Source organism: Rhodococcus sp. IEGM 1305, assembly GCF_030058635.1.
GTDB lineage: Bacteria > Actinomycetota > Actinomycetes > Mycobacteriales > Mycobacteriaceae > Rhodococcus_F > Rhodococcus_F opacus_D.
The window spans coordinates 21,854-46,385 of sequence record NZ_JASHKX010000028.1; the positions used below are offsets into that span (position 1 = coordinate 21,854).

General features: G+C 68.9%; 25 protein-coding genes. 12 read left to right on the plus strand and 13 right to left on the minus strand.

Annotated features, from left to right (window positions below):
• Window positions 1–65 precede the first annotated feature (65 nt).
• Window positions 66–257, plus strand: a complete 192-nt coding sequence (locus QM693_RS27815; protein WP_009477291.1) for a hypothetical protein — start codon at window positions 66–68, stop codon at window positions 255–257.
• 9 nt (window positions 258–266) lie between these two features.
• Window positions 267–2,651 carry a glutamate--cysteine ligase gene (locus tag QM693_RS27820; protein ID WP_283353910.1) on the plus strand — a complete coding sequence of 795 codons (2,385 nt, stop codon included), beginning with the start codon at window positions 267–269 and terminating at the stop codon, window positions 2,649–2,651.
• Between the two features lie 8 nt (window positions 2,652–2,659).
• Here the strand turns inward: QM693_RS27820 and QM693_RS27825 are convergent, their stop codons facing one another.
• Window positions 2,660–3,676, minus strand: coding sequence for an iron-siderophore ABC transporter substrate-binding protein (locus tag QM693_RS27825; protein WP_349307525.1), 1,017 nt, complete (start codon window positions 3,674–3,676; stop codon window positions 2,660–2,662).
• A 458-nt stretch (window positions 3,677–4,134) separates the two neighbouring features.
• On the opposite strand from QM693_RS27825, the gene QM693_RS27830 reads away from it, so the two are divergent.
• On the plus strand, window positions 4,135–4,434 hold the full coding sequence (locus QM693_RS27830; protein WP_280782976.1) for a DUF4193 domain-containing protein: 300 nt from the start codon (window positions 4,135–4,137) through the stop codon (window positions 4,432–4,434).
• 9 nt (window positions 4,435–4,443) lie between these two features.
• On the plus strand, window positions 4,444–4,878 hold the full coding sequence (locus tag QM693_RS27835) for an SRPBCC family protein (RefSeq protein WP_283353912.1): 435 nt from the start codon (window positions 4,444–4,446) through the stop codon (window positions 4,876–4,878).
• A gap of 65 nt (window positions 4,879–4,943) precedes the next feature.
• Here the strand turns inward: QM693_RS27835 and QM693_RS27840 are convergent, their stop codons facing one another.
• Complete coding sequence (locus QM693_RS27840) at window positions 4,944–6,767, minus strand: NAD(P)/FAD-dependent oxidoreductase (RefSeq protein ID WP_283353913.1); 1,824 nt, start codon at window positions 6,765–6,767, stop codon at window positions 4,944–4,946.
• A gap of 222 nt (window positions 6,768–6,989) precedes the next feature.
• Between QM693_RS27840 and QM693_RS27845 the strand changes: the two genes are divergently transcribed.
• The 4 genes from QM693_RS27845 to QM693_RS27860 are packed head-to-tail and all read left to right on the plus strand — an operon-like array spanning window position 6,990 to window position 9,771.
• Window positions 6,990–7,430: a YciI family protein gene (locus QM693_RS27845; protein ID WP_280782971.1), complete on the plus strand. Its 441-nt coding sequence runs from the start codon at window positions 6,990–6,992 to the stop codon at window positions 7,428–7,430.
• Window positions 7,431–7,435: 5 nt separating this feature from the next.
• On the plus strand, window positions 7,436–8,695 hold the full coding sequence (locus QM693_RS27850; protein WP_283353914.1) for an RNA polymerase sigma factor: 1,260 nt from the start codon (window positions 7,436–7,438) through the stop codon (window positions 8,693–8,695).
• Between the two features lie 57 nt (window positions 8,696–8,752).
• Window positions 8,753–9,082 carry an ArsR/SmtB family transcription factor gene (locus QM693_RS27855; RefSeq protein WP_005248604.1) on the plus strand — a complete coding sequence of 110 codons (330 nt, stop codon included), beginning with the start codon at window positions 8,753–8,755 and terminating at the stop codon, window positions 9,080–9,082.
• Window positions 9,082–9,771 (plus strand): cation diffusion facilitator family transporter, encoded by a 690-nt coding sequence (locus QM693_RS27860; RefSeq protein ID WP_283353915.1) that lies wholly within the window; start codon window positions 9,082–9,084, stop codon window positions 9,769–9,771. Before QM693_RS27855 ends, QM693_RS27860 begins: the two co-directional genes overlap by 1 nt.
• On the opposite strand, the gene QM693_RS27865 is transcribed toward QM693_RS27860, so the two are convergent.
• From QM693_RS27865 to QM693_RS27875, 3 genes are read right to left on the minus strand one after another with little or no spacing between them, the layout of a single operon-like run.
• Window positions 9,738–10,769, minus strand: a complete 1,032-nt coding sequence (locus tag QM693_RS27865; protein ID WP_283353916.1) for a crotonase/enoyl-CoA hydratase family protein — start codon at window positions 10,767–10,769, stop codon at window positions 9,738–9,740. The two genes, QM693_RS27860 and QM693_RS27865, sit on opposite strands and share 34 nt — an antisense overlap.
• Window positions 10,766–12,403, minus strand: a complete 1,638-nt coding sequence (locus QM693_RS27870) for an acyl-CoA dehydrogenase family protein (RefSeq protein ID WP_283353917.1) — start codon at window positions 12,401–12,403, stop codon at window positions 10,766–10,768. The genes QM693_RS27865 and QM693_RS27870 overlap by 4 nt, the downstream gene beginning before the upstream one ends.
• Window positions 12,400–13,011 carry a TetR/AcrR family transcriptional regulator gene (locus QM693_RS27875; protein ID WP_009477303.1) on the minus strand — a complete coding sequence of 204 codons (612 nt, stop codon included), beginning with the start codon at window positions 13,009–13,011 and terminating at the stop codon, window positions 12,400–12,402. Before QM693_RS27875 ends, QM693_RS27870 begins: the two co-directional genes overlap by 4 nt.
• A 79-nt stretch (window positions 13,012–13,090) precedes the next feature.
• On the opposite strand from QM693_RS27875, the gene QM693_RS27880 reads away from it, so the two are divergent.
• Window positions 13,091–13,876, plus strand: a complete 786-nt coding sequence (locus QM693_RS27880; protein ID WP_283353918.1) for a crotonase/enoyl-CoA hydratase family protein — start codon at window positions 13,091–13,093, stop codon at window positions 13,874–13,876.
• A 52-nt stretch (window positions 13,877–13,928) separates the two neighbouring features.
• Complete coding sequence (locus QM693_RS27885) at window positions 13,929–14,828, plus strand: phosphatase PAP2 family protein (RefSeq protein ID WP_283353919.1); 900 nt, start codon at window positions 13,929–13,931, stop codon at window positions 14,826–14,828.
• Here QM693_RS27885 and QM693_RS27890 read toward each other — a convergent pair.
• From QM693_RS27890 to QM693_RS27905, 4 genes are read right to left on the minus strand one after another with little or no spacing between them, the layout of a single operon-like run.
• Window positions 14,797–15,954 carry an alpha/beta fold hydrolase gene (locus QM693_RS27890; protein ID WP_283353920.1) on the minus strand — a complete coding sequence of 386 codons (1,158 nt, stop codon included), beginning with the start codon at window positions 15,952–15,954 and terminating at the stop codon, window positions 14,797–14,799. The genes QM693_RS27885 and QM693_RS27890 overlap by 32 nt on opposite strands.
• 49 nt (window positions 15,955–16,003) lie before the next feature.
• Window positions 16,004–16,954: an oxidoreductase gene (locus QM693_RS27895; protein ID WP_283353921.1), complete on the minus strand. Its 951-nt coding sequence runs from the start codon at window positions 16,952–16,954 to the stop codon at window positions 16,004–16,006.
• Window positions 16,955–16,981: 27 nt separating this feature from the next.
• Window positions 16,982–18,049: a PDR/VanB family oxidoreductase gene (locus QM693_RS27900; protein WP_283353922.1), complete on the minus strand. Its 1,068-nt coding sequence runs from the start codon at window positions 18,047–18,049 to the stop codon at window positions 16,982–16,984.
• Window positions 18,049–18,954 (minus strand): metal-dependent hydrolase, encoded by a 906-nt coding sequence (locus tag QM693_RS27905; RefSeq protein WP_283353923.1) that lies wholly within the window; start codon window positions 18,952–18,954, stop codon window positions 18,049–18,051. The genes QM693_RS27900 and QM693_RS27905 overlap by 1 nt, the downstream gene beginning before the upstream one ends.
• A 220-nt stretch (window positions 18,955–19,174) precedes the next feature.
• Between QM693_RS27905 and QM693_RS27910 the strand changes: the two genes are divergently transcribed.
• Window positions 19,175–19,864 (plus strand): TetR/AcrR family transcriptional regulator, encoded by a 690-nt coding sequence (locus QM693_RS27910; protein WP_280782959.1) that lies wholly within the window; start codon window positions 19,175–19,177, stop codon window positions 19,862–19,864.
• A gap of 7 nt (window positions 19,865–19,871) precedes the next feature.
• Here the strand turns inward: QM693_RS27910 and QM693_RS27915 are convergent, their stop codons facing one another.
• Genes QM693_RS27915 through QM693_RS27930 form a run of 4 tightly spaced genes read right to left on the minus strand, consistent with a single transcriptional unit; the run spans window position 19,872 to window position 23,080 of the window.
• Window positions 19,872–20,546, minus strand: coding sequence for a TIGR04282 family arsenosugar biosynthesis glycosyltransferase (locus tag QM693_RS27915; RefSeq protein WP_283353924.1), 675 nt, complete (start codon window positions 20,544–20,546; stop codon window positions 19,872–19,874).
• Window positions 20,543–21,217 (minus strand): glycosyltransferase family 2 protein, encoded by a 675-nt coding sequence (locus tag QM693_RS27920; RefSeq protein ID WP_283353925.1) that lies wholly within the window; start codon window positions 21,215–21,217, stop codon window positions 20,543–20,545. Before QM693_RS27920 ends, QM693_RS27915 begins: the two co-directional genes overlap by 4 nt.
• A complete protein-coding gene (locus QM693_RS27925) occupies window positions 21,210–22,277 on the minus strand; it encodes an NAD-dependent epimerase/dehydratase family protein (protein ID WP_283353926.1) in 1,068 nt (355 codons plus the stop codon). Before QM693_RS27925 ends, QM693_RS27920 begins: the two co-directional genes overlap by 8 nt.
• Window positions 22,274–23,080, minus strand: a complete 807-nt coding sequence (locus QM693_RS27930; protein WP_283353927.1) for an S-methyl-5'-thioadenosine phosphorylase — start codon at window positions 23,078–23,080, stop codon at window positions 22,274–22,276. The genes QM693_RS27925 and QM693_RS27930 overlap by 4 nt, the downstream gene beginning before the upstream one ends.
• 20 nt (window positions 23,081–23,100) lie before the next feature.
• Here QM693_RS27930 and QM693_RS27935 point away from each other — a divergent pair, with 20 nt between their 5' ends.
• The gene (locus tag QM693_RS27935; RefSeq protein ID WP_283353928.1) at window positions 23,101–24,513 is read left to right on the plus strand and encodes a hypothetical protein; all 1,413 of its coding nucleotides are present in this window, start codon (window positions 23,101–23,103) and stop codon (window positions 24,511–24,513) included.
• Window positions 24,514–24,532 lie beyond the last annotated feature (19 nt).

Sequence of the window (24,532 nt, forward strand, 5' to 3'; positions counted from 1 at the left end):
TGCGCGGGCGGACGGGATATTCCGTCCGATGGTTCAGACCGGGGCGGGCGGGGAACCCGTCGACCATGGCGAAATACCGAGTGATCGATCCCCAGGGCAGTGTCGTCGAGACGAAGGAGATCCCGAGCGCCGGTGACGCGCACGCATGGTTCGTCGACGTTCGCGCAGACAATTCCGAACTCGGATGGCGGATGGAAGTCGACGAGGACGGCACCTGGGCGTTCTTCGACGACACCGAGGGTGCCACAGAGAAATAGAGGCACATCGTGCTCGCCAGCGACCCACGGAAAGTGGGCGTCGAGGAGGAATTCCACCTCATCGATCGCAAGACCCGGCGCCTGACCACCCGCGCGCCGGAGTTGCTGGCACGACTTCCCGACGGGGTGTTCGTCGACGAACTCCAGCAGTGCGTCGTCGAGGTCAACAGTGGTGTGTACGCCGACCTCGCCGGCCTGCGGAACGACCTGGAGCGGCACCGGACAGTGCTGATCGACGCGGCCGAGGGGCTCGGCATCGGCGTGGCGGCCGCGGGCTCGATGCCGCTGGCGCTGCCCGCCGAGATGCACGTGACGGGGACGCAGCGTTACCGGCGCATGCTCGCGGACTACCAGGTGCTCGCCCGCGAGCAGCTGATCTGCGGCACGCAGGTTCACGTCGACCTGCCCGACCGCGACGAGGCCGTGCAGGTCGCGCATCGCGTCGCTCCGCACATGCCCGTCCTCCTGGCGCTCAGCGCGAGTTCCCCGTTCCGGTCCGACGGTGCGGACACCGGCTATGCCAGCGCGCGGACCCTGCTGTGGTTGCGCTGGCCGAGCACCGGTCCGGCCGCGCCGGTCTCCTCGGCTGCCGAATACGGCACCCTGATCGACGACCTGGTCGCCAGTGGGGTGATCAGTGACCCCGGTATGGCGTATTTCGACGTCCGGCCGTCGGTGAAACTTCCGACCCTGGAGTTGCGGGTGTGCGACAGCTGCCCGCGACTGGACACGGTCGTGCTCGTCGCCGCACTGTTCCGTGCGCTCGTGGAACGCGAGGTGGAGGGTTTGCGCGCCGGGACGAAGGGCGTGGAGGTCGTCCCCACCCTGACCAGGGCGGCACTGTGGCGGGCGGCGCGGTCGGGGTTGGAGGAGGACCTCGTCGACGTGACGGTTCCGCAGGCCCGTCCTGCGGCGGAACTCGTCGGCGACTTCGTGAATTCGCTGCGGCCGCAGCTCGAGGAGACCGGCGACTGGGACACCGTGGTGGAGCTGTCCGCCGAGGCCACCGCCCACGGCAGCTCCGCCGCCCGGCAACGTCAGGCGCTCGGTCGCCGTGGCCGGCTCACCGACGTGGTCGATCTGCTGCTCGCGGAGACGGCGGGCCGCTCCGAGCACCTTCCCGAAGTGGAGGCGCCACCCGCGCCGCGCGAGCTCGGCCCGAGGTCGACCGGTGCCGGCCGAACCCGGCGATATTGGAGCGCGCGGTTCTGGGACCGCGGCGACACCGCCGACATGAACTGGACGGAGTCGACGGAGCTCGACGAGAAGAAGCTGATCGAGTGGCGCCGGGATCTGCACGCGCACCCGGAACTGTCGTTCGAGGAACGCAGGACCACCGGCGTCGTGCGCGCCCACCTCGTCGGTCTGGGGCTCGCACCCGTCCTGTTGCCCGGCGGAACGGGCCTGTGGTGCGATGTCGGTCCGGACACGGGCGAGTGCATTGCGCTGCGCGCCGACCTCGACGCGCTGCCGATCGCCGAGACGACCGGTCTCCCGTTCGAGTCGCGGGTGCCCGGGGTGTCACACGCGTGCGGTCACGACGCCCACACCACCATGTTGATGGGGGCGGCATCCGTCCTGGCGAAATACCCGCCGCCGTCCCGGGTCCGGCTCGTCTTCCAGCCCGGGGAGGAGACGACCCCCGGCGGCTCGGTCGACACGATCGCCGCGGGCGCACTCGACGGGGTGTCGAAAATCTTTGCACTGCACTGCGATCCGAATCTCGAGGTCGGCAAACTGGCCACCCGGACCGGGCCGATCACGTCGTCCAACGACTCTGTCACGGTGCGGTTGTGGTCGGCGGGGGGACATACCGCGCGACCCCATCTGACCGGCGATCTGATCCACGCTGCGGCCGTCCTGGTGACCGGTCTGTCGTCCGTGCTCGACCGCCGGATCGATGCCCGGACCGCGACCGTCCTCACCTGGGGGAAGGTGGCCGCCGGGCAGGTCGCGAACTCCGTTCCCGAGTCGGGTGAATTGGTCGGCACCCTGCGCAGCGCGTCCCGCGAGACGTGGGCCTCGCTCGAACCGCTGGTCACGGACACGATCGGTCACCTGCTCGCGCCGTACAACGTGCGGTACGAACTCTCCTATCTGCAGGGCGTCCCGCCCGTCGTCAACGATCCCGACTGCACCGCCGACCTACGGGAGGCGATCGAATCGGTCGTCGGCTTCGACCACCTGGCCGAGGCCCATCAGTCCAGCGGCGGCGAGGATTTCGCGTGGTACCTGGAGAAGGTTCCGGGCGCGATGGCCAGACTCGGCGTGTGGGACGGGACCGGCACCCGGCAGGAACTGCACCAGCCGGGTTTCAACCTCGACGAGCGCGCCATGATTCACGGGGTCCGAACGCTGGTGGCGCTCACCCGGCTCGAAGACCAGTCCGGGTGAGCGCGGCGTCAGGCCGGTTTGGCGGCGGCCTCCGACAGTTTCGGTACGAGTGCCTCGACGGCGTACGGGAGGCTGAGGACGGTGCCCCAGGTGAGCGCGCCGGAGACGGTGGGGTCGTCGACGAACACGGCCCGCCCCGCCTTTGCCACCGGTAGCGACTGATAGGCGGGGTCGGCGGTGATCTTCGCTTCGGCGCCGGGACTGCTGCCCACGTTCCAGACGAGGACGTCGACGTCGACGATGTCGAACTGCTCCTTGCTGATGGTGAACGCATCCTGATCGCCTGCGAGTTGCGCGATCCGCTCCGGGACGACGAACCCGAGCGACGTCATCAGGCGTGAACGAGGGTCGTTCGGGGAGCGGACGTAGAACGTGCCGGAGTCGCCCAGTTCGGCGACCGCGACCGTCTTGCCCTCGAACTCGGGGTGGGCGGCGCGTTGCTGCGCCACCAGGTCGTCCACGCCGGCGACGAGGTGGTTCGCCTTCTCGTCCTCGCCGAGGGTGGTGCCGACGATCCGGACGGCGTCCTGCCACGGCATGCCGAAATCGGGGTAGTCCGGCGACGTCGTCACGGTGGGCGCGATGGCCGAGAGTCGTTGATACGCGTCGTCGTCGACGTCGATGTACAGCGCGAGGATCAGGTCGGGATCGAGTTTCGCGATGGCCTCGTACGCGAAATTGGCCTCACCGGTGAACTGTCCGCGGTTGAAGACCTCGGGGTGCGTCCCGCTCAGCGCGTCCTGGGACCAGGGCCAGGTGGCGTCCGGGTAGTCGCCGTACCAGTCGGTGACGCCGACCGGCTGACGTCCGAACGCGAGGAGCGTGTCCTGGTCGGAGTAGCCGACCGTGACGATGCGCTGAGGGTTGTCCGGGACTTCGGTCGTTCCCTTCTTGTGCGTCACCGTCCGGGTGCCGCCTTCGGTGTCTGCTGCGGTTCCCGAGGAACACGCTGCGGCGACGACGGCAAGGCCGACCCCGGCGCTCACGCTCAGGAACTTGCGACGGTCGAGCGTTCGCATCCACATACCTCCCTGTAGGTGAGGCTAACCTACAGGGAGTGGTCCCGGCCGTGCATCTGCGGCGGAAACGGCGGAGTCGGCTCGGGAATCGGGGGCTGCGGAGGTCCCGGAGGTTCCGGCGGCCCCGGTTGCGGCCCGGGCTCGGGAGGTGCAGGTTCCGGCCCCGGCTCGGGCGGAAACGGGTGAGGCGGCGACGGCGTCGGCGGGACGGGCGGAGGGCTCGGATCCGGCGGCACCGGCTCCGGGTCCGGCACGGGATTGCCGAGCTCGTCGTGGGCACTCGTCATCAACTGACCACCTTCCGATCGGCTGATTGAGTGGTACCCGGAACGGGCATCCCGCAATCACGCGGTGAGCTGTGGCCGCCCGGGAACAAAACGCGGGATCGGTGCGTTGTCTAGCAACCGTGCCCCGCAAGTGTGGAATTTCACGACACGGGGAACATGAGCCAAAGGGAGGAAGTCATGGCAACCGACTACGACGCACCACGGGTTACCGTCGACGACGAACTCGCCGCGGACTCGCTCGAAGAACTGAAGACACGGAGGAACGACTCGCAGTCGTCCGTCGTCGACGTCGAGGAGACCGACACGGCGGAGTCCTTCGAACTGCCCGGCGCCGACCTGTCCGGTGAGGAACTCACTGTCCGCGTCGTTCCGAAGAGGGCGGACGAATTCACTTGCAGTAGTTGCTTCCTGGTCCATCATCGGTCGCGTCTCGCGTCCGAAGAGGGTGGACAGCTGATCTGCCGCGACTGCGTATAGGAGGCCCGAGTGGCCGAGGTCAGTAGAACGTTCACCGTCGCCGCACCGCTCGAGAAAGTTGTCGCGTACCTGCGCGACTTCGCGAACACCGAGGCCTGGGATCCCGGGACCGACACGTGCGAGCAGACCACCCCCGGTCCGGTGGCGGTGGGCACGGAATGGCACAACGTGTCGTCGTTCTTCGGCCGCACCACCGAACTCACCTACCGCATGACCCGCGACGACCCCGATCACATCGTCTTCGAGGGTCGCAACGGCACCGCAGCCACGTCGGACGATCTGGCGTTCGAGAAGGTGGACGACGCCTCCACGTCGATCACCTACCGCGCCCATCTCGAATTCACCGGCCTGGCGCGATTCGCCGACCCCGTCGCCCGCCTCGCATTCGAGGTGCTCGCGGCCAAAACCGTCACACAGATGACCGGGGTCCTCGAAGCGAGGTAAGCGGTATCACGATTCAACAGCGCCCTCACTCGACGAGTGAGGGCGCCGCTGCATATCAGGGCCGATCAGCTGAGGTGATGCACCTCCTGCAGCCCGTACACCGGTGTCGGGATCTCCTCGTGCCGGGCCTTGAGCTGCAGAGCGAGGTACAGCGAGTAATGCCGCGACTGGTGCAGGTTGCCGCCGTGGAACCACAGCGCTTCCTGCTGCGTCGGCTTCCACATGTTGCGCTGTTCGCCCTCCCATGGTCCGGGGTCCTTGGTGGTGTCCGAGCCGAGGCCCCAGCACTTTCCGACCTTGTCGGCCACTTCCTGACCCATGAGGTCGGCGGCCCACCCGTTCATGGACCCGTAGCCGGTGGCGTAGACGACGAGGTCGGCAGACAATTCCGTCCCGTCGGTGAGAACCACGGCGTCCTCGGTGAGGTGGTCGACCTGCCCGGACACGAGGTGGATGCTGCCGTCTGCGACGAGTTCGGACGCGCCGACGTCGATGTAGTAGCCGGATCCGCGGCGCAGGTATTTCATGAACAGACCGGAGCCGTCGTCACCGAAATCGAGCTGGAATCCGGCCTTTTCCAGGCGGTCGTAGAAGTCCCTGTCCCGTTCGGCGATCTTCTGATAGATCGGGATCTGGAACTCGTGCATGATCTTGTACGGCAGCGACGCGAACGTGAGGTCGGCCTTCTCCGTCGTCATTCCCGCCGCGACAGCGCGCTCCGAGTAGAGGTCGCCGAGGCCGAGATCCATCAGGGACTCCGACTTCACGATGTGGGTGGACGACCGCTGCAGCATCGTCACGTCGGCGCCGTTCTCGAACAGCGCCTTGCAGATGTCGTGAGCCGAGTTGTTGGCACCCACGACGACGACGCGCTTGCCCACGTAGGCATCCGGACCGGGGTGCCGGCTCGAATGGTGCTGCTCGCCCCGGAAGACGTCCTGGCCCGGGAACGACGGAACATTCGGCTTGCCCGACATGCCGGTCGCGAGCACCAGCTGCTTCGGGTGGAGCACCACGTCCTCGCCGTCGCGGTCGAGGACGACGGTCCACTCCTTGGTCTCCTCGTCGAACGTCGCGGACGTGCAGGTGGTGGACGACCAGTACGGAATCTCCATCACCTTGGTGTACATCTCGAGCCAGTCGCCGATCTTGTCCTTCGGCGCGAAGACCGGCCAGTTGTCCGGGAACGGCATGTAGGGCAGGTGGTCGTACCAGACCGGGTCGTGCAGGCACAGCGACTTGTACCGGTTGCGCCACTGGTCGCCGGGGCGTTCGTTCTTGTCCACGACGATGGCCGGGACACCGAGTTGGCGCAGCCGCGCGCCGAGCGCGATGCCGCCCTGGCCGCCGCCGATCACCAGAACGTACGGCTGGCGGGTGTAGCCGAGTTCCCGCTCCTCGATTTCCCGCTTCTCCGCCCAGCTCAGGGTGTCGCCGCCGGAGCCGTGGACGGCACCCTTGACGCGGTTCCGTCCGCGGCGTTCCTCGTGGCCCTTCAACTCCTGCATGGTGGTGAGGAAGGTCCAGGCCTCGTCGCCCTTCAGGCGCAGGTGTCCCTTGCCCCGGCCCGTCGCGGTCTCGAACTCGATCCATGCCGAGGTGACGCCGTCGGCCTCGTCCGGTGTCTCGGTGGTGCGGAAGTTGACGGGGTCGGTGTCGTCCAGGCGTGCGTGGAGCATCGCGGCGACGGCGTCGCGTCCCTCGACCGTCTTGAGGTTCCAGGTGAACGCCACCAGGTCGCGCCAGAAGCTGTCGACTGCGAACATGCCCGCGGCGCGGTCGACGTCACGCGCGGCGAGAGCGGATTCGAAGCTCGCCAACCACAGGTCGACTCGTTCCTGAGGTGTCAGGGACGTTTGTACCGCAGTCGGCTGGACCGTCTGTGTCATGTACCTCTCCTTCGCTTGGTGTGTGACATACAGCACACTCCGGAGTGGGGCGAGCGGCAAGCGTTGCATCGTGTTGCAGTCCCCGCCCGTGAGTACTTGTTAACCGCGGGCGGTTGATAAGTACTCACGGGTGCGAATGTCGAAATTGGGGGTAGTCCGTTCGACGTACTGTGTGAGTCCACGGCACGAAGGCCGGGACCGACCACAATCGAGGAGGAAATCATGCGAGTCATGGTGATGATCGAGGGTGCAGGTGCCGACGAAGACAAGATCGCCCCGACCGAGGAAATGCTGGCGGCGATGGGTGCGTACAACGAGGAATTGGTGAACGCGGGCATCATGCTCGACGGCCAGGGTCTCAAGCCGACCAGCGCCGGCGCGCGGGTGGTGTTCGAGGGCGGCACGACGTCGGTGGTCGACGGCCCGTTCACCGAGTCGAAGGAGATCATCGCGGGCTACTGGATCTGGGAGGTGCGATCCCTCGAGGAGGCGATCGAGTGGGTCAAGAAGTGCCCAGCCGACCCCGGCACCGGACTGCGCCAGCTGATCGAGGTGCGGCCGATCTTCGAGTCGGAGGATTTCGGTGACGAGTTCACTCCGGAACTGCGGGAGAAGGAAGCCGCACTGGCGGAGCGGATCCGTGAGCAGCACCCGAACGGCTGAGTTCGGTGGACGTCCAGCGCACGGTCGAGGCGGTGTGGCGCATGGAGTCGCCGCGCCTCATCGCGTCGCTCACCCGCCTCGTCCGTGACGTCGGGATCGCCGAGGAGATCGCTCAGGATGCGTTCGTGCTCGCGCTCGAACAGTGGCCGGAGCAGGGCGTTCCCGACAAACCGGGTGCGTGGCTGACGGCCACGGCCAAGCACAAGGCGATCGACCGCATTCGCCGTGACCGGTCGCGGCAGTCGAAGTACACGGAGATCGCCGTCGACCCGTCCGCGCAACCGCCGAGCGCCATGCCGGCGCCGGACGCCGTCGACGGCGTGGAGGATGACCTGCTGGCTCTGGTCTTCGTCGCGTGTCATCCCGTGCTTCCCCGGGAATCGCGGGTGGCGTTGACCCTTCGCCTGGTCGGGGGTCTGCGCACCGACGAGATCGCGCGGGCGTTCCTCGTCCCCTCGGCGACGATGGGGCAGCGGATCAGCAGGGCCAAGCGGACGCTGTCGGAGGCGAAGGTGCCGTTCGAAGTGCCTGTACGCGAGGAACTTCCGGCGCGGTTGGCGGCGGTGCTCGAGGTGGTCTATCTGGTGTTCAACGAGGGGTACTCCGCCACGTCGGGCGAGGACTGGATTCGGCGTGACCTCGCGTCGGAGGCTATGCGGCTCGCCCGTGTCCTCGCCGGCCTGCTACCGCGGGAACCGGAGGTGCACGGACTGGTGGCGCTCACCGAGTTGCAGGCTTCACGGTTCGCCGCCCGGGTGGGCGTCGACGGTGAGCCAGTCCTGCTGCAGGATCAGGACCGGTCGCGGTGGGACCGAACCCTTCTGACGCACGGCAATGCCGCGCTGGAGCGGGCTGTCGGGCTCGGCCGCCCGCTGGGCCCCTATTCGTTGCAGGCCGCGATCGCCGGGTGTCATGCCAGGGCGCCACGTTTCGAGGACACCGATTGGGAGGCGATCGTCGCCCTGTACGACGCGCTGGCGCAGGTGGCGCCGTCGCCGGTGGTGGAACTCAATCGTGCGGTGGCGTTGCTGCATTCGGACGGGCCCGAGGCCGCGCTCGCTGCGCTCGATGCCGTGCGGGACGACCCTCGGCTGGCGCGCCTGCACCTCTACGGCGCCGTGCGGGGCGAAGTCCTCGAACGCCTCGGCCGCTACGGCGAGGCGGCCCGGACCCTCGAGGACGCCGCGGCGACCGCACCGACGCGCCGTGAACGGAACCTCCTCATGGCCCGCGCCGCCGCCGCGTCGGAGCAGGCCGAACCGTGAGTCTCCACCATTGATTCACGATTTCCTGAATACAGAAATAGCTGTACAGTAAGAATTATGGAGACGCTGGTCCACCGGGACGCCCTCGCGCGTTTCGGATACGCGCTGTCGGACACCACCCGCACGCAGATTCTGCTGAGCCTGCGGTCCGGGCCCGGGTATCCATCGGAGTTGGCCGAGAAGATCGGGGTATCCCGGCAGATCCTGTCGAATCATCTGTCGTGCCTGCGTGGGTGCGGTCTGGTCGTCGCGGTGCCGGAGGGTCGGCGGAGCCGGTACGAACTCGCCGACCCGCGGATCGCACGTGCCCTCGACGACCTGCTCGGTCTGGTGCTCGCGGTCGATCCGTCCTGCTGCCCGGACGCGGAGACCGAAGGCTGCTGCTGATGGCGTCCGAACTCGGAATGCCCACCAGACCGTCCGGCGAACGCAGGCAGGTCCTGTCCCGCCGGATCCGGTTCTTCGTGGCCGCGACGATCTCCTACAACGTGATCGAAGCGATCGTGGCACTCACCGAGGGCGCACGGGTGTCGTCGACGGCGTTGATCGGGTTCGGCCTGGATTCGGTGATCGAGGTGTCGTCGGCGGCCGCGGTCGCCTGGCAGTTCGCGGGACGCGATCCCGAGTCGCGGGAGAAGGTCGCGCTCCGAGTCATCGCGTTCTCGTTCTTCGGGCTCGCCGCGTACGTGAGCGTCGACGCGGTGCGGTCACTGCTGGGGGTCGGTGAGGCGCAGCACTCGACGGTCGGAATCGTACTGGCCGCAGCAAGTCTGGCCGTGATGCCGGTCCTGTCCTGGGCGCAGCGCCGGGCCGGTCGTGAACTCGGTTCCCTGTCGGCGGTCGCCGATTCCAAACAGACGCTGCTGTGCACGTACCTGTCCGCGGTGCTGCTCGTCGGGTTGCTGCTCAACAGCACCCTCGGCTGGTCGTGGGCCGATCCGATCGCCGCCCTGGTGATTGCGGTCATCGCCGTGAAGGAAGGCGTCGACGCGTGGCAGGGCGACACCTGCTGCCCCGCGCCGGTCGGTGGTCGCGCGGTCGATCAGGATCCAGGTTGCGACTGCTGCGACTTGTGATCGCCGAACGGCTCGTCGCGTTCGCGGACGGCCTCACGGAATCCGGCGGTGGCCGAGCGTAATTGGAACGCGTACCCCTCGCGGGTGTGCCGGGACATGCCGTCGAAGACGGTGCTCACTGTCGTCGAGTTGGCGACGCCCTGCGCCAGTAGCGCGCTGTTCAGTGCGAGTTTCACCATCATCAGCTGATTGACGGGCATCCTCGCGATCCGCTCGACGAGGTCCTCGGTGCGCCGGTCGAGGTCCTCCGCGGGCGCCGACTCCACCGCCAGACCCCACTCCGCCGCCTGCCGCCCCGTGATGCAGTCGCCGGTGAGGAGGAGTCGCTTCGCCCGCTGGTCGCCGAGGCGGTGCGCCCACATTCCCGCAGCAGGCACACCCCATACCCGGGTCGGCGGATAGCCGATCTTCGTGTCGTCCGCGGCGACGATCTGGTCGCAATACAGCGCGATGTCGGTGCCGCCGGCCACGCAGAATCCGTGGATCTTCGCGACCGTCGGCTTGTTCGCGTGGAGCAGGCTCGCGAAACCGCGGTTGAACCGGCTCATCATCGCGTAGTCGGCCATCGGATCCCAGTTGCCGAACGGATTGTGGTTGCGCGCCTGAACGATCGGATCGAGCACGGTGCCCGTCGTGCGGTCCGGTTCCTCGTCGGTGTGGCCGCCGTTCTCGGCGAAGATGCCCAGGTCGTATCCGCCGCAGAATCCCTTCCCGCGCCCCGACAGCAGGATCACGTGGACGCGGGGATCGAGGTCGGCGCGTTCCACGGTGGCGGCGAGTTCGCCAGGAGTGTCGGCGGTGATCGCGTTGCCGTGGTCGGGACGGTTGAACGTGATCCGGGCGATCCGCCCGGTCACCTCGTAGGTGAGGGTTCGATACTCCGCCGCGTCGTCCGCCCGGTCCGGTTCACGACCCGCGAACAGGGAGTCGCCGCCCTCGTCCCAGCCGTCGCGCCAGGCCGCCGGACGGGTGCCGGCGTGGTCGTCGCGGCCGGTCACGACCCCACCTTGGGAGTGGCGCGGTCGATGATGGCGGCGGTGTCGACGCCGGCCGGCAGCGTCCCGAACACGGTGCCCCAGTCGCCGGACAGCCGGCTGACGCAGAACGCGTCGGCCACCGCCGGGTGTCCGTGGCGGATCAGCAGCGACCCCTGGAGGGCGAGCGCCATGTCGCCGACGATGCGCCTGGCCCGGTGCTCGAGCGTGTCGAGATCGCCGAAACTCGCCTTCAGATCCGCGACGGCGGTGTCGAGTCGCGTGTCGGCTCCCGCGGTGGAATCGAGTTCGTCGAAGAAGACCTGAAGCGTCTCCGGCTGTTTCGCCATCGCACGCAGAGTGTCGAGGGCGGCGACGTTGCCGGATCCCTCCCACACCGACAGCAGGGGAGCCTCCCGGTACAACCGCGGCATCCGCGATTCCTCCACGTACCCGTTGCCGCCCAGGCATTCCAGGGCCTCGGCGGCGTGGATCGGGCCGCGCTTGCAGACGTAGTACTTGCTGACCGCCAGCGAGATGCGACGCAGGGTGTTCGCGTGCTCGTCGCCGGCGGTCGCCCGGTCGGTGAGCGCGGCCAGCCACAGGGCGACGGTCGTGGCCGCCTCCGACTCGACGGCGAGGTCGGCGAGCACGTTCCGCATCAGCGGCTGATCCACCAGGTGGGCGCCGAATGCGCTGCGGTGCACGGCGTGGTGCGCGGCCTGCGCGGTGCCGACACGCATGCCGGTGGCGGTGCCGATGGTGCAGTCGAGCCGGGTCATGTTGACCATCTCGATGATCGTCGGAACGCCGCGGCCTTCCTCGCCGACCAGCCAGGCCACCGCCTCGTCGTACTCGACCTCGCTGCTGGCGTTGGAATGGTTGCCGAGCTTGTCCTTGAGGCGCTGCAGGTGCATCCGGTTGCGGGTGCCGTCCGGCAGCACCCGGGGGAGGAAGAAACACGACAGTCCGCCGGGGGCCTGCGCCAGCACGAGGAACACGTCGGACATCGGCGCCGACGTGAACCACTTGTGGCCGGTCAGGAGGTAACTGCCGTCGGATTGCGGCACCGCGCGGGTGGTGCCCGCGCGGACGTCGGAGCCGCCCTGCTTCTCCGTCATCGACATCCCGGCGATCAGTCCGGCCTTGGTCAGCGGTGGGTGCAGCGCCGGATCGTAGACCCGGGCGGTGAGCAGCGGTTCGTACTGTTCCGCCAGATCACGGTGGTGGCGCAGGGCGGGGACGACGGCGTACGTCATGGAGATCGGGCAGCCGTGTCCGGCGTCGACCTGGCCCCACACCGCCATCTTCGCGGCCCGGACCAGGTGGGCGCGCGGGTGCGGGTCGGCCCACGGTGCGCCGTGCAGGCCCATCTCGACTGCGGTGGTCATCAGCTGGTGGTACGCGGGGTCGTACTCCACCTCGTCGATGCGGTTGCCGTAGCGGTCGTGGGTGCGCAGGACGGGAGGGTGCGCCTCGGCGAGATCACCCCAGCGCTGGGCATCCTCGCTTCCGGCGAGGCGTCCGACGTCGTGCAGTTCCTCGAGCGCGTCGTGGGCGCCTTCGCGTTGCAGCGCTTCGAGGATCGGTGGGTAATCGGCCGCGTCGAAATCGACCAGTGGCGGCGCCTGGTTGACGACCTCGTGTGTGGCACTCATGTCGGGCTCCCGAGGGATCGAAGGGTGAAGGTGAGCAGGGCGGGGATGATCGCGCCGTCGGCGGCACCGCGGGCGAGGGGCAGAATCAGCGCTTCGCCGATGGCGCCGACGATGCAGGCTGCGGTCACCGACGCGTCCTGTTCCGGGATCTCCCCGGCCTCGACGGCGGCGGCGATCGCGACCGCGAGGGCGTCGCGGAAGGACTCGCGGAACAGGAGGCGTTCGGTGTCGACCTGCGGGTCGACAGGTTCGACGAGTAGCGCGTACGCCAGGGTGGGTGCGCGCAGCGCGCGTTCGGCGAACGTGCCGACGGAGGCGGATACCGCAGCGACGCAGCGACCTTCGGCGCCGCGGGCGGCGTTGCCGGATTCGACGGCGGCGCTCACCTCGCGGCTGCAGACGATGCGGAAGACTTCCGCGAACAGTTCGCCCTTGTTCGCGAAGTGCCGGTAGACGGTGCCGGTGCCGACCCCCGCCTCGGCCGCGACCGCGGAGATCGAGCACCCGGCGTATCCGTGGCGGGCGATCAGCCCGATCGCGGAATCGATGAGGGTGGTGCGGAGAGCGTCCAGACGTTCCTGGACGGCGGGTGTGCGCCGGTAGGCCATATTCAAGGAGTGAACACCCGTTCCGTTCTTCCGTCAAGGGTGCTAGCGTCGGCTACACCAGCGAGGAAAGGCGCGCTCGATGACTTCCGACGTGGTACTCGTTCGCAAGGACGGCCCGGTCACGACGATCGGCCTGAACCGGCCCGAAGTCCGCAATGCCGTCGACCGGCCCACCGCCGAGGCGCTCGCCGACGCCTTCCGTGCATTCGACGCCGACGAGGACGCGTCGGTGGCGGTACTTCACGGCGAAGGCGGAACATTCTGCGCCGGAGCAGATCTCAAGGCGATCAGTTCCGGGACCGGGAACCGGGTGGCGCCCGACGGCGACGCACCGATGGGCATCTCCCGGATGCGGTTGTCCAAACCGGTGATCGCCGCGATCGACGGGCACGCGGTGGCAGGCGGGCTCGAACTGGCGCTGTGGGCCGATCTGCGGGTCGCCGGTGCGGACGCCGTCCTCGGAGTGTTCTGCCGACGTTGGGGCGTGCCGCTCATCGACGGCGGAACCGTCCGCCTGCCGCGGCTCATCGGGGAAAGTCGCGCGATGGATCTCGTCCTCACCGGGCGGCCCGTCGACGCCGACGAAGCCCTGAGTATCGGGCTGATCAACCGGAAGGTCGCGGCGGGGGAGGCCCTCGCCGCGACCCGCCGGCTGGCCGCCGAGATCGCCGGCCTGCCCCAGGTGTGCCTGCGGCAGGACCGGTTGTCGCTGCTCGAGCAGTCGGGACTCACCGAGGATCAGGCCCTGCTGAACGAATTCCGGCACGGCGCAATCTCTCTGGCCAACGGAACGGTGGAGGGTGCCGCACGCTTCGCCGCCGGGGCAGGCAGGCATGGGGATGCTGCACCCGTGAGTACTTATTAACGGCGGGCGGTTAATAAGTACTCACGGGCGGCGGCAGCACCTCCGGTGGGCGGTGTGGTGTGCGTACCTGCTCGCGCTGGCCGCCACGATCTACACGCTGGGGCTCCCCACCGACCGTATCTACCAGGCGACGTGGATCGTCGCCGGCCTGGTCGCCTTCACGATCGATCGGCCGTGGCAGGACCATCTGCGCGTGGTGCGGGACTGGTTGCCGCTCATCGCCGCTCTCGTCGTGTACGACCTCAGCCGGGGCGTCGCCCACGAACTCGGGATGCCGGTGCGGGCGGAGGAACTGGTGACCGTGGAGAGCTGGCTCTTCGGCGGCGCGATCCCCACGGTCTGGTTGCAGGAAACCCTCCTACCCCCGACGGGCGAGCTGCCGTGGTGGACTCTGCTCACGGGAATCGTCTACACCAGCCACTTCGTCGTTCCGTGGGTGGTCGCGGCCGTGTTCTACGTGTACTCGCGTGACCTGTGGTCGGGGTACATGCGGCGGGTGCTCTTGCTGTCGTATCTCGGTCTGGTCACCTACATCCTGCTGCCGTCCGTCCCGCCGTGGCTGGCCGCCGAGGGGGACGTGATCTCCGGCAGCGTGGGCCGCGTCGCCGGTTTCGGTTTCGGTGTGGTCCCCACGGATGTCGGTACGCGGTGGCTGGAGGCGCAGAGCAACCCCGTCGCCGCGCTGCCGTCCCTGCATGCGGCGTTCGCCCTGCTCGTGGCCGTCGCTCTCTGGCCGTTCGCGAAGAACCTGTGGTCGCGGGCGCTGCTGGTCGCGTACCCGCTCGCCATGGCGTTCGTGTTGGTCTACGGCGGTGAGCATTACGTCGTGGACGTGCTGGCGGGATGGGCGTATGTGGGACTGGCGGTCCTGCTGGCACGGGGGTGGGAGTCGCGCACGACGGCGTGGCCGGGCCGGGCCGTCACCGCCGGCCGCCCGCGACGTCGCTGGTGACCGACACCTCGTCGAGAATGGGCTGGAGGAAGGGCAGGATGCGGCCGACGATCGCCTCGTTGTACGCGACCGGTTGCTGGTTCGGATTCGCGTGACCGGTCCCGTCGAGCTTCGCCACCAGCAGCGTGCCGTCGGTCCCGCCGGACTGTTCGACGAGGATCTTCTGCGTGTAGTCGACGTCGACCACCGCGTCCTTCCACCCCGCGCGGGGACGCACGAAGACGATCCCGGGCCGCGGTTTGTCGTCCGTCTGCACCGCCAGCGACTTCAGGTTGTCGATCGCACCGGACGCGACGATGGTCTTGAACTGCGATTCGATCAGCCCGTTGCTCGCCACGTCCTCCGACAGGACCTTCTCGGTGAGGACCTCGTCGACGACGTCGCGGAACTCGTCGACGTCGACGTGCGGATACCAGTCCGACTTCGTGTCGAGGAACCTGCTCTGCCGGGCCGCGGTCTCCACGAGCAGGCGCATCGTCCGGCTCTCCCGCGCGCCGGGGAGCCAGCCGATCCACCGCAGCATGTCCTCGCCGCTGTCGCGGCTCCCGGCCCGGACGGCGTGCAGGTCCACCGGGGTGCAGTCGAGCACCACTCCGATGAGGTTGGCGTCCGTGTCCTCGTAGATGTGCTGCGCGACCTCCAGTGCGACGACGCCGCCCATGCTGTGCCCGGACAGGACGATGTTGTCGATGCCCTCGTCGGCCGCGCGGGTGGCGATCAGTTCGCTGATCACCTTGGTGTCGATACCGCCGTTGTCGTACTGGACCGCCCATACCCGCCCGATCCGGTCGTACGAGGACAGGGTGCGGGCGGTGTCGGTGGCATCCTTGTTGCCCAGTCCGACCAGGTCGACGACGGCGGTGTCGTGGTCGGCGGCCGACTGCGCGTCGTATACCTCGTGGATCTGTGGCTGGGTCAGCGCGAGTCGCTCGCGTTCGGGTTGCACGTCGTGCACCCAGTACTGTCCGCCGGCCAGGAGCAGGGGGACGGTCCCGAGCGCGACCGCGGCGAGGAAGCGCCGGGTGCGACCGAATTTCTGCCATTGGTGACCGAGCCGTGTCGCGTGCAGACGCGCCTTGCGGCGATCGTTGCTCCAGTCGGCCACGGTGGACGGATGGCGTGTCATTCTCTCCGACATCCACTCCGATGGTACGCGCGGAGGCAGAGTGGCCCTGCTACGCGCGAACGAGCTGGGTGTACTCCACCCCGGTCAGCTCGACGGACTTCTCCCACAGGGCCGCCGCGAGTTTCGTGTTCCGTGCCCCACCGGTGCGCGGCGAGCGCGCCACCGGTCCCCGAACCCCGAACAGTTGGTTCGGACCCAGGTAGTCGTCCGTGTGGACGTCGGGCATCGTCGCCGCGTACAGCTGTCCGAGCGCACCGTCCTTCTCGTCGTTGCCCACCACCCGCAATCCGAGGTGGGTCACGGCGAGAGCCCCCGGGATCGGCGGAACCATCGAGTCGAAGAGATTGGTGGCGGCGATGCCGGGGTGTGTCGCCACCGAGAGAAGTGGAAGACCCGCGGCTGCACTGCGCCTGGCCAATTCGCCACTGAACAGAAGGTTGGCGAGCTTCGACTGGTTGTACGCACCCATCCGGGTGTACTTGCGGCGGTCGAAGTTCAGGTCGTCGAGCACGATCCGGCCGCGGCGGTGCGCGATGCTCGCGAGCGTCACGACACGCGGTGCGGGAGCACCGAGGAGCGCCGGGAGGAGCTGTCCGGTGAGCGCGAAATGCCCGAAATGGTTTGTGCCGATCTGCAGTTCGAAACCGTCCACCGTGCGGCCGAAGGGAACGGCCATCAGTCCCGCGTTGTTGATCAGCACGTCGATCCGCGGTGCGACGCCACAGGCGTGCTGCGCCGCGTCGCGGACCGAGGCCAGGTCGGTGAGGTCCAGTGGAATCAGGTGGTGCTCGGCGTCGCTGCCCGCCTTGCGTATCCGGGTGAGCGCGGCGGCGCCGGTCTGCGGATTGCGGCACGCGAGCAGGACTGTCGCGCCCGCACCGGCGAGCGCCGTCGCGGCGTGGAGCCCGAGTCCGTTGTTCGCGCCGGTGACGAGGATCGTCCTGCCCCACTGGTCGGGGATGTCGCCGAACCCGAAGTGCCTGTTGTCGAGTGGTGTCATGAAGGAACCGTCTCCTCGGGAGGGTTGTCAGATGTCCAGGACGACGCGCTCGCCCTGCGTGCGTTCGACGCAGAGCAGCATCTGGCCGGAGGTCCGGCCCTCGTGCTCCACGCGGACGGCACAGGTGCCGCAGAACCCCTGCCGACAGGAGAAGGCGAGCCCGGGACGCACGTCGGAGATCGCGTCGAGCGCCGTCCGGTCGGCGGGAACGACGACCACCTCGCCGGTGCGGGCGAGTTCGGCCTCGAACGGCCGTCCGTCGACGATCGGTGGGGGCGAGAACCGCTCGTAGTGGAATTCGGCACCAGGCGGCAGGGCGTCGTCGATCGCCGCGATCATCGGGATCGGTCCGCAGCAGTACACCGCGGACGTATCGGTCACCGCGCCGAGTAACTCTGCTGCGGTGGGTATTCCGTCTCCGTCGTCGGTGCGCACCGTCACCCGGTCGCCGAACTCCGCGAGCTGGTCCAGGAAGGGCAGCGACTCCCGGTTACGGCCGGTGTAGACCATCGACCAGTCGAGGCCGAGGCGATGGGCAAGGCGCACCATCGGGAGGATGGGGGTGATCCCGATTCCGCCGGCGACGAAGTGGAGGCCGTCGGCGGTCGATCCGTGTCCGGGCAGTGCGAAGGGGAACGCGTTGTACGGGCCGCGGACCTTCACCGAGGCTCCGGGGTGCAGGAGGTCGTGGACCTCGAGTGAGCCTCCGCCGCCGTCGGGAATGCGCCGCACCGCAATGGTGTACGCGCGACTGTCTGCCGGGTCACCGCACAGGGAATACTGACGCCGCCGCCCGGACGGCAGCTCGAGGTCGAGATGCGCGCCCGGCCGCCACCGGTCGAGTTCGCCGCCGGTGGGGGCGGTCAGCGTGAGGCTCACGACGTTCTCGTCGTGCGCCACCATTCTGCGCTCACGCACCAGCATTCGCCGGCCGCCGTCGCTGACCGGTGGGGTGAGGTCGGTGCGGTAGAGGAAGCGCAGCGACCGCATGTACGCGGTGGTGACACCGGCGACGGCACGCAGCAGCGGGTCGCGTTGCCGCTTCCCCCACAGATCACCCGGTACGGAGGTCGGTGCCGGATACGTCGGAGTCACTACGCCGCCGCCCTCGCGGCCGGCGACTTGGCCAGGTAGGCGATCGCCTGCGCCGTGTCACCCTCGGCCTGCGGCGAGTACCGGGGGTTGAGGTATCGGAGCGCGCCCCGGAACAGGCTCGACAGTCCGGGCAGGGAACCGCGGCGCATCGCCGCGAACAGCCCCATCCACAGCGAGAAGTAGCCGCGGTCGCGCATGGTCGGGTCGGCGTGCACGATGAACTTCAGCCCGCGCGTCATCACCACCAGAAACGCGAGATACGACACCAGCATCGCGAGGTTGCGGCGGAAGTACCCCACCCCGAAGTACATGGCGACGTCGTGAGCGACGTTGCGATGCTCGACCTCCTCCGCGCCGTGCCAGCGGTAGAGGTCGGTCATGCTCGGGTCGGCGTCGAAGTCCTCGAGGCGCGCGTTGAGGATCCAGTCGCCCAGGAACGCCGTCATGTGCTCGATCGCACCGATGAACGCGAGCCGTTCGACGAGTTGCTGACGCTGCGCGCGGGCGCTGCCCATCTCCCTGCGGCCCAGCACCTTCCGCATGAGGAATTCCGACTGCAGCACGAACGGCCGCGGATCCACGTCGTGTGCGTCCAGGAACTCGTACAGCACCACGTTGTGGGTCTCGGCGTGCATCGCTTCCTGCCCGATGAACCCGCGGACGTCGGCGCGGAGCCGGTCGTCGTTGATCAGGGGGAGCGCCTCGGTGAATGTCGCGCAGAACCACCGCTCCCCCTCGGGGAGGATCAGGTTGATCGCGCTGAGCGTGTGGGAGGCGATCGGTTCGCCGGGAATCCAGTGTAGCGGGGTCCGGGACCAGTCGAACTTCACGTTGCGTGCCTGCAGGGTCACGTCACCGGGGTCGACGTCGATCGCGTCGACCTTCTTTCCGTTCCGCAGTGCCATCAGTGATCTCCTCGAAGTCGGCTTCGGGCGAGGGGCGCCGTTCGGCCGCGTGGCCGCTGGTACCGCGAGACACGATGAGCGTTACCCGCGGTTACGTTTTGTGCGAGTCGAGTGTCACACCGGCGAACTTCGGTGTCAACCACTACTGCCGTTGTCGGAACACGGTCCCGTACCCTGGGTATCGGCACGCGGTCCAACGAGTATTCGGAGTCCAGGCGAAGTGGCAGAAACAGACACCCCGCGGTCGTGGGACCGGCGGGCACGCGCCCGTGAAGAGTTCATCGACGCCGCCTACCGGGTGATCGACACGCACGGCCCACGCCCGAGCATGAACGACATCGCCAAGGAGGCGGGGGCCACGAAGCCCCGGCTGTACCGGCACTTCGCCGACAAGGCCGACCTCTACAAGGCCATCGCCGACCGCACCACCCACGACGTCTACAAGCTGGTGGCGCCCAAGTTCAACTTCCTGCTCACCACACCGCACGAGGCGCTGAACCATGCCATCACCGGCTACGCCGAGGTGGTCGCCGAGCACCCGAACGTCTTCCGCTTCCTAGCGGACGGCGAGCTGAAACAGGACGGCGCGGGATCCGCCCTGTCCCTCGACGTCGAGCGCGACCTCACCGAGCGGCTGGCCGGCGTCGCGTCGACGATCTTCGAGTCCGTGTCCGCCGAAGTCTCCGACGTCCGGTTCACCGCCCGCGCCGCGGTCGGGATCATGGTCTCGACCACCGACCTGTGGCTCGAGTCGTCGAAGGGTTCCGCGAAACCGGACACCGAGTACTTCGTCGGCCAGGTGGCGCCCCTCGTGTGGGGCGTGCTCGACGCGTTCCTCCGTCGCAACGGGATCGAACTCGACCCCACCGAGCCGCTCTATCTCGCGCTCGCCCGCATCAACGCCCCGTGAGTACTTGTCAACCTCCCGTGGTTAATAAGTACTCACGGCGGAAGTGGCTGGACTCCGGGCAGAGGGCGGCGACCGGTGCGACGTCGGTCGCGTAGTCGACGTCGCGGAGCGTCGGCAGCGACAGCACCTCGGCGCCCGCCGCGAGGAGGGCCTCCCGGGTGAGGCGTCCGGTGTCCGGACTCGACGTGGGAACCGATCCGATCGCCTCCGTCGCCACGGCGTCGGGCACTCCGAGGATCCACCACCCGCCGTCCTCCGCGGGTCCGAGGACGCACCGGCCTCTCCGTTCGGTGAGCAGGTCCGCCGATTCGGCGAGCAGTCCCGCCGTCACCTGCGGTGTGTCCATGCCGATCTGGAGTATCGGCAGGCCGAACGCGTCGAACGTGTCGGCGTGGGCGTTCACCAATCGCGCCGCGAAATTCTCACCCCGCTGCGGCAGCACCGTGAAACAGTCCAGCGCCGAGGCGATGTCGGTGCCCCGGACCGCCCGGCCGAGGTCGCCGGTCATCGCCACCACCCGCTGCGCGACACCCGCACCGGTGACGGCGTCCAGGGTGTCCAGCAGCGAGGCGGCGGCGAGGTCGGCGGCCCGGGCGTCGCCGACGTCCCGCGCGAGCCGGGTCTTCGCGAACCCGGGCACCGGCGCCTTCGCGACCACGAGTACTGCGACGTCGAGGTTCACCCGATCACCTTCCAGAAGTCGTGGACGGCGACGACGGTGCCCTTCAGCGAACCCGACACCTTCGACGCGCCGGCGGTGCGCGGCCAGTACGTGATGTCGTGTTCCACGACCCGCCAGTGGGCGCGGCCGGCGAGCACGAGAAGCTGCAGCGGATAGCCCGACCTGCGGTCGTCGACGCCCAAGTCGAGGAGGTCCTGTCTGCGCACGGCTCGCATCGCCCCGAGGTCGTGGATCGGCAGCCCGTACCGGCGCCGGAGTCGTGCGGCGAGGACGGCGTTGCCGATCCTGCTGTGCAACGGCCACGTCCCACGCCGATCGGCCCGCCGCCGTCCCACGGCGAGGTCGGCGCCCGAGTCCAGCGCGGCGACCAGTCGCGGGAGTTCACCCGGGTCCATCGAGCCGTCGCCGTCCAGCACGCAGACCACCGAAGTCTGTGCCGCCAGCACCCCGGCGTGCACGGCCGAACCGTATCCCGGGACGTGCTCCCGCACCACCGACGCACCGTGCGCGCCGGCTACTGCGGCGGTGTCGTCGGTGGAGTTGTTGTCCACCACCACCGTCCGGTAGTCGCGGGGCACCGCCGCCAGCACTCCGGGCAGGGATCCGGCCTCGTTCATGCACGGGATCACGACGGTGACGTCCCGCGCAGAGATCGGCTCGCGCTCAGACACGGGGAGGTCCCGCCGGCACCGCGTCCCTCAGGGGTGCGTGCGCGAACGCCGCGATCCCGTCGGCGGGCATGATCTGCGCCCGGAATCCCAGCCGCTCCCGGGCCAGCCGGGGGTCGGCGACGATGTGCCGCACGTCGCCGGGACGGTACTCGCCGGTGACGACGGGTTCGGGGCCACCGTACGAACGCGCGAGCGTCGCGGCCACCTCGACGATCGTGATCGGTTGTCCCGAGCACACATTGAACGCCGAGAATCCCGGCAGCGCAGCCTCGACCGCGGCCACGTTGGCCGCCGCGACGTCGTGGACGTGCACGAAATCCCGCGTCTGCCTGCCGTCCTCGAACACGTGCGGAGGGTCGCCGTTCTCGAGGGCTGAACGGAACATCGCGGCCACGCCGGAGTACGGGGTGTTGCGCGGCATGCGATCGCCGTACACGTTGTGATAGCGCAGAGCGGTCACGGAACCGCCGGTTGCCAGCGCCCAGGCGAGCGCATAGTTCTCCTGGGCGACCTTGCCTGCGGCGTAGAGACTCCGCGGCCGCAGTGGCGAGTTCTCCTCCACGAGGGCCCACTCCAGGGGCTTCCCCGTGTCTGGATCCGTCTCGTCGAAGATTCCCGCTGCCAGGTCCTCGGTCCGGCGGGCGGCCGGTTCCACGAACTCGCCCCGCCCGTTGCGGTACCGGCCTTCTCCGTAGACGACCATCGACGACGCGAGTATCAGCGTCTCGCAACCCGATTCGTGCATCGCGGCGAGCAGCGTCGCCGTACCGAGATCGTTGTGGCTGGCGTAGGCCGGGGCATCACGCACATCCACACCGGCGCCGACGACGGCGGCCTGATGACACACGACGTCCACACCCCTCAGCAGTTCGATCAGAGCGGGACGGTCGCGGACGTCGGCCCGTCGCACACCGTCCGGTGGTTCGACGTCGGCACCGTGCGCGGACGGGAGCAGAGCGTCCACGGCCACGACGTCGTGACCGGCTTCGATCAGCGCGACGTGGACGTGACCGCCGATGAATCCTGCTGCACCCGTGAGCAGTACGCGTGTTCCCGTCATGGTAACTCGATCGGCAGTGTCACACCCTCGTGGACGCGACAGGCTTCGCAGGGGCCCTCGGGGGCGGCGGCGATCGCGGACCGCACCAGCGTCTTCAAGGACCCGAGATTGCGCTGGAACTCGGCGAACACGTCCACTGCGCGTACCCCGGCGCCGGCCTCGATTCCCGCATCGAGGTCGGTGACCAAAGCGATGGTGGCGTAGCACATCTCGAGTTCCCGGGCGAGGACCGCCTCGGGGTGGCCCGTCATGTTGACGAGGGTCCAGCCCTGCCGGGCGAACCACACGCTTTCCGCCCTGGTCGAGAAGCGCGGGCCCTCGACCACCACCAGCACACCGCCCTCCACGGTGCCCGGCCGGGCGGCGGCCTTGCGCAGGTCCGAGCAGTACGGGTCGGCGAACTGAACGTGCACGCCGCCTCCGTCGAAGAAGGTCTGCGTGCGGCCGCTGGTGCGATCGACCAACTGGTCCGGCACGACCATCGAGCCCGGTCCGAGGTCCGGGGTGAGGCTCCCGGCGGCGCAGGGTGCGAACACCTGCCGCACGCCCAGTGTGCGCAGCGCCCACAGGTTGGCGCGGTACGGGATGGTGTGCGGCGCGAATTCGTGCCGGGCGCCGTGGCGGGGGAGGAACGCCACCCGCCTGCCCTCCACGTCGCCGACCGTGATCGGGGCGCTGGGGTTGCCGTACGGAGTGTCGATCGCGACTTCCGCGGCGTCCTCGTCGAAGAACGAGTAGAAGCCGCTCCCGCCGATCACGGCGACGTCCGCGCGGGCCGGTTCGCGTGCACTCATTGCGGTCATGCAGTCAATCCTCCGTCGTTATGCTGGGCGCGAGTGCGACTTTCGCCGAAGGAGATGACGTCATCGGATCCCCGCAGCGCGCCGAGGAACGGAATTTCCGGTACCGCGACGTCGTGGGCGCCGCACTCGCCCTGATCCTGGTGGTGGTCGCGTTCGTCGTCCCGCGCCTGGGAAACGAGACGATCACCCCCATCGTCCACCGCACCGCGGCGAGTGCGCGGGACTTCGCGGACGCCTCGCCGTTGTTCGGGTTCCGCGACGTGCACGTCGGGTGGGGGACGCCGGTCGCCGTCGCCGTCGCGGCGGCGGTCGTGTTGTGGGGGCCGGGTCTGGCGCAGACGTTGGCGTGGCGTCGTCTCACGGTGGGAGTGTGGCTCGTGTCCGCCCTGTGGGCGATGGCGCTCGCGCTGGTCGACGGCTGGCAGCGTGGGTTCGCTGGGCGCCTGACCTCGACCGACGAGTATCTCCACGAGGTTCCTGGTGTCACGGACATCCCGGCGACGCTGCGTGGTTTCGCAGACAGAATCCTGGACCTGCAGCCCGATTCGTGGACCACCCACGTGTCCGGGCATCCGCCCGGTGCGCTCCTGACGTTCGTCTGGCTCGACCGGATCGGACTCGACGGCGGCGCCTGGGCGTCCGCGCTGTGCGTCGCGGTCGGATCCAGCGCCGGCGCCGCGGTGATCGTCGCCGTCCGTGCGCTCGGTGACGAGGCCATGGCTCGTCGCGCGGCCCCGTTCCTCGTCCTCGCACCCACCGCGATCTGGGTGGCGGTGTCGGCGGACGCACTGTTCGCCGGCGTGGTCGCGTGGGGCATCGCCCTGCTGGCCCTCTCGGCGACTCGTACCGTCCCGACCCCCGCGCTCGTCGCGGTGGCGGCGGGTGTGTTGCTCGGCTTCGGTGTCTACCTCAGCTACGGGCTCACGCTGATGGCGATCCCGGCGGTCGCCGTTCTGATGATCGCGCGCACGGCCCGTCCGCTGGTCGGCGCCCTGGCCGGTGCGCTCGCGGTGGCGGCCGTGTTCACGCTGTACGGATTCTGGTGGTTCGACGGCTACCAGCTGGTGCAGGAACGGTACTACCAGGGCATCGCGTCGGATCGTCCCTTCGCCTATTGGGGCTGGGCCAACTTCGCGTCGCTCGTCTGCGCGGTGGGGTTGGCGGTGCCCGCCGCGCTGCCCCGGGCGTTCGCCTGGTCGCGGGTGCGGGCGCTGTCGCCGGTTCCCGTCCTCGTGCTCTCCGCGCTGGCGGCGGTGGTGATCGCCGATCTGAGCGCGTTGAGCAAGGCGGAGACCGAGCGGATCTGGTTGCCGTTCGAAGTGTGGCTGCTCGCCGCCCCCGCACTCCTGCCGCGCGGAAGCCATCGGTTCTGGCTCGCGGTGCAGGCCGCCGGTGCGCTGGCCGTCAACCATGTGCTGTTCACGAACTGGTGACGGCCGGCGCATCCGAGGT

Excerpts from the sequence above, each read along its gene's own strand:
- QM693_RS27815 (WP_009477291.1), top strand. The coding sequence starts at position 66 with ATGGCGAAATACCGAGTGATCGATCCCCAGGGCAGTGTCGTCGAGACG.
- QM693_RS27825 (WP_349307525.1), bottom strand. The coding sequence starts at position 3,676 with ATGTGGATGCGAACGCTCGACCGTCGCAAGTTCCTGAGCGTGAGCGCC.
- QM693_RS27830 (WP_280782976.1), top strand. The coding sequence starts at position 4,135 with ATGGCAACCGACTACGACGCACCACGGGTTACCGTCGACGACGAACTC.
- QM693_RS27840 (WP_283353913.1), bottom strand. The coding sequence starts at position 6,767 with ATGACACAGACGGTCCAGCCGACTGCGGTACAAACGTCCCTGACACCT.
- QM693_RS27845 (WP_280782971.1), top strand. The coding sequence starts at position 6,990 with ATGCGAGTCATGGTGATGATCGAGGGTGCAGGTGCCGACGAAGACAAG.
- QM693_RS27855 (WP_005248604.1), top strand. The coding sequence starts at position 8,753 with ATGGAGACGCTGGTCCACCGGGACGCCCTCGCGCGTTTCGGATACGCG.
- QM693_RS27860 (WP_283353915.1), top strand. The coding sequence starts at position 9,082 with ATGGCGTCCGAACTCGGAATGCCCACCAGACCGTCCGGCGAACGCAGG.
- QM693_RS27870 (WP_283353917.1), bottom strand. The coding sequence starts at position 12,403 with ATGAGTGCCACACACGAGGTCGTCAACCAGGCGCCGCCACTGGTCGAT.
- QM693_RS27875 (WP_009477303.1), bottom strand. The coding sequence starts at position 13,011 with ATGGCCTACCGGCGCACACCCGCCGTCCAGGAACGTCTGGACGCTCTC.
- QM693_RS27880 (WP_283353918.1), top strand. The coding sequence starts at position 13,091 with ATGACTTCCGACGTGGTACTCGTTCGCAAGGACGGCCCGGTCACGACG.
- QM693_RS27890 (WP_283353920.1), bottom strand. The coding sequence starts at position 15,954 with ATGACACGCCATCCGTCCACCGTGGCCGACTGGAGCAACGATCGCCGC.
- QM693_RS27895 (WP_283353921.1), bottom strand. The coding sequence starts at position 16,954 with ATGACACCACTCGACAACAGGCACTTCGGGTTCGGCGACATCCCCGAC.
- QM693_RS27905 (WP_283353923.1), bottom strand. The coding sequence starts at position 18,954 with ATGGCACTGCGGAACGGAAAGAAGGTCGACGCGATCGACGTCGACCCC.
- QM693_RS27925 (WP_283353926.1), bottom strand. The coding sequence starts at position 22,277 with ATGACGGGAACACGCGTACTGCTCACGGGTGCAGCAGGATTCATCGGC.
- QM693_RS27930 (WP_283353927.1), bottom strand. The coding sequence starts at position 23,080 with ATGACCGCAATGAGTGCACGCGAACCGGCCCGCGCGGACGTCGCCGTG.
- QM693_RS27935 (WP_283353928.1), top strand. The coding sequence starts at position 23,101 with ATGCTGGGCGCGAGTGCGACTTTCGCCGAAGGAGATGACGTCATCGGA.